Source organism: Microcystis sp. M109S1 (genome assembly GCF_020247025.1).
In the GTDB taxonomy this organism is placed as follows: Bacteria; Cyanobacteriota; Cyanobacteriia; order Cyanobacteriales; family Microcystaceae; genus Microcystis.
In genome coordinates this window covers 1-10,001 of the sequence record NZ_JADBRW010000186.1, presented here as the reverse complement: position 1 = coordinate 10,001, position 10,001 = coordinate 1, and the positions used below count along the sequence as shown (strand labels likewise).

Annotated in this window: 8 protein-coding genes and 1 pseudogene; 5 read left to right on the top strand and 4 right to left on the bottom strand. The window is 45.8% G+C overall.

From position 1 onward, the window contains the following. A pseudogene (locus IM322_RS09040) lies at positions 1–638 on the bottom strand (RNA-guided endonuclease InsQ/TnpB family protein); the annotation flags it as partial. Between the two features lie 124 nt (positions 639–762). Further along, a complete protein-coding gene (locus IM322_RS09035; protein WP_286826744.1) occupies positions 763–1,476 on the bottom strand; it encodes a GDSL-type esterase/lipase family protein in 714 nt (237 codons plus the stop codon). 226 nt (positions 1,477–1,702) lie between these two features. Between IM322_RS09035 and IM322_RS09030 the strand changes: the two genes are divergently transcribed. The 4 genes from IM322_RS09030 to clpB all read left to right on the top strand — a co-directional run bounded on the left by IM322_RS09030 (position 1,703) and on the right by clpB (position 6,285). Then, the gene (locus IM322_RS09030) at positions 1,703–2,596 is read left to right on the top strand and encodes a methylenetetrahydrofolate reductase (protein WP_286826742.1); all 894 of its coding nucleotides are present in this window, start codon (positions 1,703–1,705) and stop codon (positions 2,594–2,596) included. Between the two features lie 119 nt (positions 2,597–2,715). Continuing rightward, on the top strand, positions 2,716–3,024 hold the full coding sequence (locus tag IM322_RS09025; protein ID WP_002781238.1) for a hypothetical protein: 309 nt from the start codon (positions 2,716–2,718) through the stop codon (positions 3,022–3,024). Between the two features lie 22 nt (positions 3,025–3,046). After that, positions 3,047–3,532, top strand: coding sequence for a GNAT family N-acetyltransferase (locus IM322_RS09020; protein WP_287675609.1), 486 nt, complete (start codon positions 3,047–3,049; stop codon positions 3,530–3,532). 92 nt (positions 3,533–3,624) lie between these two features. Then, positions 3,625–6,285 (top strand): ATP-dependent chaperone ClpB, encoded by a 2,661-nt coding sequence (gene clpB, locus IM322_RS09015; protein ID WP_287675610.1) that lies wholly within the window; start codon positions 3,625–3,627, stop codon positions 6,283–6,285. A gap of 109 nt (positions 6,286–6,394) precedes the next feature. Here clpB and IM322_RS09010 read toward each other — a convergent pair whose 3' ends face one another. Beyond that, positions 6,395–6,916, bottom strand: coding sequence for a zinc ribbon domain-containing protein (locus IM322_RS09010; RefSeq protein ID WP_287675611.1), 522 nt, complete (start codon positions 6,914–6,916; stop codon positions 6,395–6,397). 157 nt (positions 6,917–7,073) lie between these two features. Beyond that, a complete protein-coding gene (gene acsF / locus IM322_RS09005) occupies positions 7,074–8,150 on the bottom strand; it encodes a magnesium-protoporphyrin IX monomethyl ester (oxidative) cyclase (RefSeq protein ID WP_287675612.1) in 1,077 nt (358 codons plus the stop codon). A 584-nt stretch (positions 8,151–8,734) separates the two neighbouring features. Here acsF and IM322_RS09000 point away from each other — a divergent pair. Then, complete coding sequence (locus tag IM322_RS09000; RefSeq protein WP_287675613.1) at positions 8,735–9,841, top strand: hypothetical protein; 1,107 nt, start codon at positions 8,735–8,737, stop codon at positions 9,839–9,841. The last annotated feature ends 160 nt before the right edge of the window (positions 9,842–10,001 follow it).

Genomic DNA, 10,001 nt, shown 5'->3' with positions numbered 1-10,001 from the left:
TAGTATTGCGGTATTTCTACCGTTTCTCCATCGCTGTTAGCATAGAAAACTTTTAATCCCACATCCAACCCTACACATTTTTTAGTAGGTTCAAGAGGTTTTGCATATTCCCGAACATCTAAATTAATACAGAATTGGACACAATAACCGTCAGCACGTTTGACAATCCTTACCCGTTTAATTTGGTCTATAGGATAAAAGTTTAAGTCTCTAGTTCCTTTCAGTTTAACCGTTCCGATGTTTTTCTTGTCGGTAAAAGTAATTTTCTTTCTATCCTCTGATAGTTGACCTCAGGAGTTTTTATATTCCACAGAACGATTATTTCTCTGAAACTTAGGATAACCTTTTTTACCTTTTATTTTTTTCTTACAATTGTCATAGAAACGAGCAATAGCTGACCAAGCCCGTTCTGCTGATGCTTGTCTAGCTGTAGAGTTAAGGTCATCCGCAAACTTGAACTGTTTGGCGAGAACTGCACAATATTTATTGAGAGAATATTTATCGATTTTGTCTTCTCTCTTGGCATCCATCCAAAGCCTTAATGCTTTGTTTCTGATGAATTGTACTGTACGAATAGCCTCATCAATGGCAGAACACTGACTTGGTTTAACCACGGCTTTCATTTCTAAGACAATCATTGTTTATCGACCTCAAACAACTTTCTTTATGCTAACATATCCAGCACAAAACTGTCAAGGATTTAGTGGTGCTTCGCTGTTCTATATTGGTCGGGTTTCATCCCGTCAGTGAAACTGAGGGTCTTCACCCGACATTTAAGATAAAACCATCCACACCGACAAAGGAGGTGAGGGGCGACCAGTTTAAAATATCCTCTAAAATTGATTGATAGCCTTGCACATTGGGATGAAGTCCATCTGCCATTAATCTTTCTTGGCACCACAGATCACCCCGGTCCATCCAGAGATCAAATAAATCGAGATAGGGAATATTTTGCTCTAGACAAGCTTGTTTAGTGGTTTCTTTAAAACGATACTGATCGCCATGGTTGAAGTAAAAGCAATCTAAAAAGGGCATTTTCCGCTCATCCACGGGAATCATACCTATAAACAAAACCGGGCAAAGAGAACGGGCCCGGGCGAGTAAATGTTCGATTTGAGTTTGAAAAAGATCGTGATCGGTGTAGGTGCGACCATCGGGCCGGCCCAAGCGGGCTGTATCATTAACACCGACGGAGAGAAGAATCAGGTCAGGGAGACGATTGCGAATTTCCCCTCTGAGACGAAATTCCTGTTCTAAACGTTCGGACACTTGTACCACTCGATCGCCGCGAATACCCAAATTATACAGGGCATGACCGGCACTTTCCATCCACAAACGACGTAGGCGCTCGGCCCAACCGCCACCCACAGGGTCGCCATAGCCATACACAAGGCTATCACCTAAAGCGACGATTTTGAGGGGATGGGGCATGATTAGGCCTTTGTCTTTAGTAGGTAAACGAGAAAGAGTTTGCATGATCGCTCGATCGAATCGGTTGTCCTTTACACTTGTAAACGAATTTGGTTAAACTGTCCGTGTATTATACTACATTAGAAAATTTTTCCTGCCAGCTAACTTAGATATCAGCTAGGCACTGACACTGACCAGTATAAAGCACGCAGCCCGATGATCATTCCTTCCCTCCGAGTGATTTTCGGGCTAAATCTACTATAGAATTTATGATTAAACCCTAGATAACTCGATGACTACTCGTTTACGACGCGCGGTTCAAGACCGAGAATTTTTGATTACAGCCGAGATTACTCCCCCGAAAGGTGGTAATGCCAGTCATATGCTAGAAATGGCCCTCTGGCTAAAAAATCGCGTTCATGCGGCTAATATTACCGATGGCAGTCGCGCCGTAGTGCGAATGTCCTCTCTGGCAGCCTCCGCTATTCTCTATCAACACGACATTGAACCCATCTGTCAAATGGCCTGTCGCGATCGCAATGTGATCGGATTACAAGCAGACCTAATGGGCGCTCATGCTTTAGGATTGAGAAATATACTAGCTTTAACTGGAGATCCCGTCAAAGCAGGAGATCATCCCCAAGCTAGGGCAGTTTTTGACCTAGAATCGGTACGTTTGTTAAAATTAATCGATAAATTGAATAAAGGTTTTGACTTTAACGATAAATCTTTACCTGATGGACCTCTAGAACTTTTTGCCGGGGCTGCCGTCGATGTGCAGTCAAAAAGTTGGTCTGGTCTTCAACGCCGTTTTGAGCGTAAAATCGAAGCAGGAGCGCAGTTTTTTCAAAGTCAATTAGTTACGGATTTCGAGTGCCTTGATAAGTTTATGCAGCAGGTGGCATCCCTCGCCGATAAACCAGTTCTAGCGGGAATTTTTCTGTTAAAATCGGCTAAAAATGCCGTATTTTTAAATAAAAATGTGCCGGGGGTACAAATTCCCGACCAGATCATTCAAAGACTCGCCGATGCAGCTCATCCTCTCGAAGAAGGCATCAAAATCGCCGCCGAACAAATAAAATTAGCCCAGCAGTTATGTCAAGGTGTCCACATCATGGCGATTAAACGGGAGGATTTAGTCCCGAAAATTCTCGACGCGGCTGGTATCCCGCCAATACATAACTGAGATGAAAAGTCAATAGTTTTTATAAAAAATTAACTTTCCTTTTGACTGGCGGTCTTTTGACAAGAATTCTACCCCTAACCTAGGATGGGAAGGCTCAAAGCATCTTCGGGATTAAAAGCATGGATTCCAATCTAGGTCAAGAAAAAGAGAATAGTTGCGGTAATTCCGGGCGAAAATGGTTGTCGATCGGTATTGCCCCCACTGGTATAATTTCTATTGGCATTGTTCCCATGGGCGTTATTTCCATCGGTATTGTTCCTATGGGAGTGGTTTCCATTGGAACCGTGGCCATGGGGACAATTGCGGCCGGTTTTGTTTCTATGGGACTTTTCAGTATTGGTAGCGTTGGGATGGGATTAAATAACGGCCATTTTTCCAATCTTAATTCCCCCCCTGCTGAATCTCCCCATAAACATCATCAGCATTAAAATCAAGATTTGACCAGCAATCATGAATTATTCCATCCGTGCTGCCGTTGCTACCGATGTCAAGGCTATTTTTGACTTAATTGTTGCCTTAGCAGCCTATCAAGAACTCAGCCATTTAATGACAGGAAATAGTCAAGCTTTAGGGGATCATTTATTCGGAGAAAAACCCTACATCGAAGCATTGGTGGCGGAAGTAGAGGGTAAAATAGTCGGTTTTGCCCTATTTTTTGCTAACTATTCCACCTTTATCACTAAACCGGGGCTTTACCTAGAAGATATCTTCGTTTTACCCGATTATCGCAGTCAAGGTATCGGGAAAGCTTTACTAATTGCTGTGGCTAAAATTGCCGTCGCTAGGGATGCAGGACTTTTAGAATGGACTGTCTTAGAGTGGAATCAACTGGCGATCGATTTTTATGGAAAAATGGGGGCTAAGGTCTTCAAAGAGTGGCAAATTTGTCGTCTCACCGGGACTGCTTTAACGGAATTAGGTAATAGTGATAAATAAGTCAGAGCTTTTGTGGCTCCTGGAACTTTGTGATCGATCGAGACTCCTTGCTATACTAGACCTCTGACACTGGCTTTCCTCATTGGTGCAGAATGCAACCCACAGACTCGAATAAATTTACCGAACAAGCTTGGGATTCGATTGTTAAATCGCAAGAAATTGCGCGACGCTTTAAAAATCAGACCTTAGAGGTGGAACACGTTATTATTGCCCTCCTAGAGCAGAATAACGGTCTAGCCACCCGGATTTTACAAAAAGCTAATATTGAAATTCCGCGACTGCAACAACAGCTAGAAGTCTTCACCAACCGACAGCCGAAAGTGGCCATCGTCGATCAATTATACCTAGGTCGTGGTCTCGATCTGCTGCTCGATCGAGCGGAAGCATCCCGGGAAAGTTGGCAAGATAAATTTATCTCCGTCGAACATCTTCTCGTCGGTTTTGCCGAAGATGAAAGGGTTGGCCGGAAATGTTTACGCACCTTCAATCTTGACCCCCAAGATTTAGAATTAGCTATCAAAGCTATTCGCGGCACTCAAAAGGTTACTGAACCCAATCAAGAGGAAAAATACGAAGCTTTAGATAAATATGGCCGGGATTTAACAGCAGCGGCCAAAGAAGGCAAATTAGACCCGGTTATCGGTCGCGATGAAGAAATTCGACGGGTGGTACAAGTCCTCTCGCGACGGTCGAAAAATAACCCGGTTTTAATCGGTGAACCGGGGGTAGGAAAAACCGCTATAGCTGAAGGATTAGCTCAACGGATTGTTAACGGAGATGTTCCCGAATCTTTGAAAAATCGTCAGTTAATTTCCCTCGATATGGGAAGTTTAATCGCTGGGGCAAAATATCGAGGCGAATTCGAGGAAAGATTGCGGTCAGTTATGAAAGAAGTTACCCAATCAGAAGGGCGAATTATTCTCTTTATCGATGAACTACATACCGTTGTCGGTGCGGGTTCTAGGGAAGGGGGATCGATGGATGCGGGCAACCTATTAAAACCTATGTTAGCTCGGGGAGAATTGCGCTGTATTGGGGCGACAACTTTAGATGAATATCGCAATCATATTGAAAAAGATCCCGCTTTAGAAAGACGTTTTCAACAGGTTTATATTAAGGAACCTTCCGTGGAGGATACTATCTCAATTCTGCGGGGTTTAAAAGAACGTTATGAGCTGCATCATGGGGTGACAATTACCGATTCGGCCTTAGTGGCAGCAGCTACCTTATCCCATCGTTATATTAGCGATCGCTTTTTACCAGATAAAGCGATCGATTTAGTCGATGAAGCGGCGGCCAAATTAGAGGTAGAAAGTACCACTAAACCCGCCGATTTGGAAATGATAGATCGTCGCTTAATGCAGTTACGGATGGAAAAATTCTCCTTAGAAAAAGAGGAGAAAAAAGATCGAGCTTTTCAAGAGCGTTTAGAAAGAATTATCGAAGAAATTGAGGAATTAGAAAGTAAACAAAAGCCCCTCGCTGACCAATGGCAAACGGAAAAACATATCGCCGAGGAAATTAAATTATTGCGAGAGGAAGAGGAACAATTGCGCCTACAGGTGGAACAGGCGGAACGGGCTTATGATCTCAATAAAGCGGCCCAATTAAAGTATGGCAAACTAGAAATTTTACAGGGGGAATTAGAAGTAAAAGAAAAAGAACTAGAAACTATTCAAGCGGCAGGTTCTACCCTGTTAAGACAACAGGTAACTGATGCCGATATTGCCGAAATAGTTGCCCGTTGGACAGGAATTCCCGTCAATCGTTTAATGGAATCGGAACGACAAAAATTATTAGAATTAGAGTCTCATTTACAGAAAAAAGTTGTCGGACAAAATGAAGCGGTCACGGCAGTAGCAGCGGCGATTCGACGAGCGCGCGCGGGAATGAAAGATCCCTCCCGTCCGATTGGTTCATTCCTATTTATGGGACCTACAGGAGTGGGTAAAACCGAGTTAGCGCGGGCCTTAGCGGGGTTACTGTTCGACTCCGAGGAGGCCATGGTTCGCATCGATATGTCGGAATACATGGAAAAACACGCGGTTTCACGGTTAATCGGCGCGCCTCCGGGTTATGTGGGTTACGAGGAAGGGGGACAACTATCGGAAGCGGTGCGTCGTCGTCCCTATTCTGTGGTTTTATTGGATGAAGTGGAAAAAGCCCATCGGGATGTTTTTAACATTTTATTACAAGTGCTTGACGATGGGCGCATTACCGACTCTCAGGGGCGCGTGGTGGATTTTCGGAATACGATTATCGTGATGACCAGTAATATTGGCAGTGACCATATTTTAAATGTTTCCGAAGATGCCGATTATGAGGAGATGCGGAAACGGGTTTTAACAGCTTTGCGGAGTCATTTTCGTCCCGAATTTTTGAATCGTATCGACGATTTAATTATTTTCCATACCCTCAAAAAAGAAGAATTGCGTTACATTGTTCGTCTGCAATTACAGCGTCTGGAAAGATTATTAGCAGAACAAAAAATCAATCTAGAATTAACTGCGGCAGCAGAAGATCATATCGTTACTGTTGGTTACGATCCTACCTACGGTGCGCGGCCTTTAAAACGCGCTATCCAACGGGAGTTAGAGAATCCTTTAGCCACAAAAATTCTCGAACAAGCTTTTATGGAAGGGGATACGGTAGTAATTGATTGTCTGGATGAAGTGTTAAGTTTTAGCAAAAAGGAGCTAGAAAAGGAAGGGCAAACATTAGAATTAGCTGTGGTTAACCTCAGTTCAGATTAAAACCAGACAGGGGATATATTCCCCTCCAATTCAGCCAAGATAAACAGAATTTTGCCCCAAAAGTTCTTGTGAATCCAGCTAAACAGGTTTTACCTATCTAGCTGACTGCCTATTGCTGTAACTGATGACCACAGCTACTACAAAAGCGATCGGTTGCCGCTACTTTTGCCCCGCATTGACGACAAAATCGGACTTTGCTGACGGTTTTTGTGTCTCCCATGCTCATTTTCATATCTCCCATTTGCATTTCCATGGGGGCAAAATTCATCGACATATTACCCATTTTCATCGGTTGCATCGGTTGCATCGGTTGCATCGGTGAGGAGGAGAAACTGGTAGCAGTGGTCGATTGAGAGGACTGAGAAACTCCAGAGGTATGAGGAGAGGAAAAACCGATACTGCTTCCTTGAATTTGGATTCTGTGGGGTCCGGTTTCAGTGATAATTTCAATAATTGCCCCTTGGGGAATTATCTCTATTTGGGGTTCTTTTGTCCAAACTCCCGTAGCAAAACTACTGCTAGACTGCTGTTGTTGTCCCACAGCACCACTAGCGAGAGTTACAATCGTCTGCATCCCTTGATTATTGAGATAGAGACTTTGTCCTGTGGGTAATTCACTATAAATAGCCATATTTTTGACAGTGAAAAGTAAAAAGTAAAAACCTAGTTCACACCCCTAGGATCCAGTCTAGCGAGGATACAAATGTTAGAGGATTTTCTTAAGAATTTTATCGACAAAAAAAGGGTGGTTTAACCCACCCTCACCATGTCTCAAGAAAACAAACTTTTTAACGGACGCTACCAGCTAATTTATCGACCCGAATCGGTTTCATCAGGTACAATTTGAGGAATTGCCAAGCGTTAGAGGCGAAGATAGGCAATTTCTTCAGGAATTTAACCGGTGCGGGACTGTTTTCGCTATCGATCGCCCGTAATCCCTCGTTATTGCCAACACAAATCTCTAGGCGATCATAAAATTCAGGACTATCCACATCGAGAACAATCGGGAAGACGCGGCCAGCGGTTTCATTGGTCTTCTCGATTACATACTTATCGTACTCGCGAGCGTCTAAACCGAGAATGGCGTAGAAACCAGAACGCTGAGTATCATTGAGATACATAGTAGCGAAGACCGAAAGCAGGAAGAAACGACACCAGAGACGAGCGCGCCAATCATTAAGAATATCAGGCTGCGCGCGCATGATCGCATCAAAGAAGTCCCCGTGACGGTTTTCGTCTTGACACCAATTCTCGAAGAAGTTAAAAATCGGATAAACCCGATCTTCGGGATGTTGTTCGAGATGACGATAAATGGTGATATAGCGCCAGTAGCCGATTTTTTCGGAAAGATAGGTGGCGTAGAAGATAAATTTCGGTTTAAAGAAGGTGTAGTTACGGCTTTTGGTTAAAAATCCCAAGTCAAGGGAGAGGTTAAAATCCGATAAAGCCTTATTAAGGAATCCAGCGTGACGCGCTTCGTCCCGGGACATGAGGTTAAAGCATTCCGCGAGGAGGGGATTTCTGTTTTTTAAACGTCTGCCGAGTTCTTTGTAGAGAAGAAAGCCGGAAAATTCAGCCGTGCAGGATCTTTCCAGAAATTCCACGAATAAGCGGCGGGTTTCGCCATCAATATGCTCCCAAGAGCGATCGAATTCTTGATTGCGAACGAAGTGATGCCGGTTATAATCGGTACGGAATTCCTCTAAAATCGCTTTCAGTTCTTCCTCGTTAGCGGCGATCGACATTTCCGCCATCGCTTCAAAATCAGTGGTGTAGAAGCGGGGAGTGAGGATCGTTTCTTTAGCGGGAACTTTTATACCCGGACGGATTTCCTCGAATTCTGGTTTTTGGATCGTGCTGACCATAGGGATTATTGGTTTTACTCTGGGATGATGATTGAGACGAGTAAAGGCTCTGAGATGATAATGACCAGCCGTGAAAAAACGGCTAGGATTCACTATAGCAAGCTCTCAGCCCTAGACTCTCTTCCTGTTCATTAAAAGTTACAACTCTTAATTAAGCTGTGTGAACAAACGCGGCTTTTTCGCTCCCAGTCTTGACAAATGTTCGGAGAGGTGGGGTGTGGGGTTTGTTCAGTGATCGGTAAACAGTCATCAGTAATCGGTGAACTGAAAACCCACATCTGATAACAAAGGCCGAATCTAAAACCTAATTGGTTAAGCTAAAAGCTTTGATGTGCTTAGTTTCTACCTTCCTAGAATCCCGGAAAACTCCCGTTATTTTAGCTTATTGTCAGGAATTTAGTTAACAAGGTTTTTGGCAATATGCTAATCTGGCTAACAAGCTTTTGGGCGTGATATGGGGAAAACTTCTTGTGATCACGCCTAAATGGATTGTTATACAGAAGGTTGACCCATATCGTTACCCCGGAGAGTGTTATAGAGAAAGTTTCCGTATAATATTTAGTTCGGCGAAGGAAGCGACGTTGATGACCATCCACACTTCGGGCGACGCTATCGCCCCCAAGTACTCCATCATCATTCCAGGGGAGACCGTGGCCCGTGCTTCGGACTACCTGGAAAGGTTGCGAGCCAGCCGGACACAACCTGGAGACTGTCTGCGTGAGCGCCTCCAGGACTCGAACCTTCAAGCACTGACAGAACTGGAGCTTCTCGGCAAGTTGCTCGACACCAAGCGACCTCAGATCTTCGCCGAGATGGCCGTGTCCGGAGACGGCTCCGATTGGAACCTGACCGAACTCGGTCTACTGGGCGATATCTCGATCGCTGTACCGGTGACCGTCTTCGACGACGGCAACCATCGTTCCCCGACGCCGCACGCACCTCCCTTTTCGGCGATGTTGGTATTTACTCCAGGCGCTCTCCTGTGTAATGGCTGGGGGAATACCCCGGCCGATTGGAGCGAGGCGACTGCGGCGGATGGGCGGTTGTCTACAGAGGGGTACTACAACCTGTACCGGCGCAGACTCTTGCCAGTCTTCCGGTATATAAACTGCCGAGCAGCTAAGCCGCAATCCGCCTTCGTGACCGTACCGGGCCTCGGCTGCGGGCAGTTCGCCGGTCCGTTCCGGGGTCAACTTGGCGCGCATTTGCAGATGGCTTTGCAGAGACTCTTGACCGAGCACGGCACCTCTCTTCCAAACCTGAAGGCCGTCTACTTCGACCCGTACAGCGAGTGCGAAAACGCCCGCGTCGAGATTGAAGGCATATCGTTCATAGTCCGTCCGCTGCGGCTGCCGGGGAACGAGGAGAAGTCGCAGCTGTGCCACCCGGTCGCCTATGCGGAGCGGGGCGACGATTTTTCTGGATGCGCCCTGTACAGTTTGGTCGCCTGGGACCATGTCTCTTGGCCGGGCAACGACTTCTTCGGGGGCTCTCGCGCCACCGACGATGGTGTCAAGGCCGCCGCGACCAATTCGATGTCGGCGCTTACCGGTGTTGAGGGGCAGTACGACCCAGGGCAGGGGAAGTACCAGCCACCTCAGCCCTACCGCAACTGGGAAGCGGTGGTCGAAGATGGCAAGCGCACGCGACGCCTCCGATTGTGGAACCCGTTGACCGTGTGGCAGCTGTAGGGTGCGTTCCCTAATGTGACTCCCACTGCTCCACCGATCGATTTTGGGGAACGCACCATGCACATTTATTGAAGCTGTGGGTTAAAGTGCGATGCCGCTCTGGTGGGTTGAGTTCTGGATTGGCAACCTGTCACCGAGCAAACCCGACGATGTTGGAATG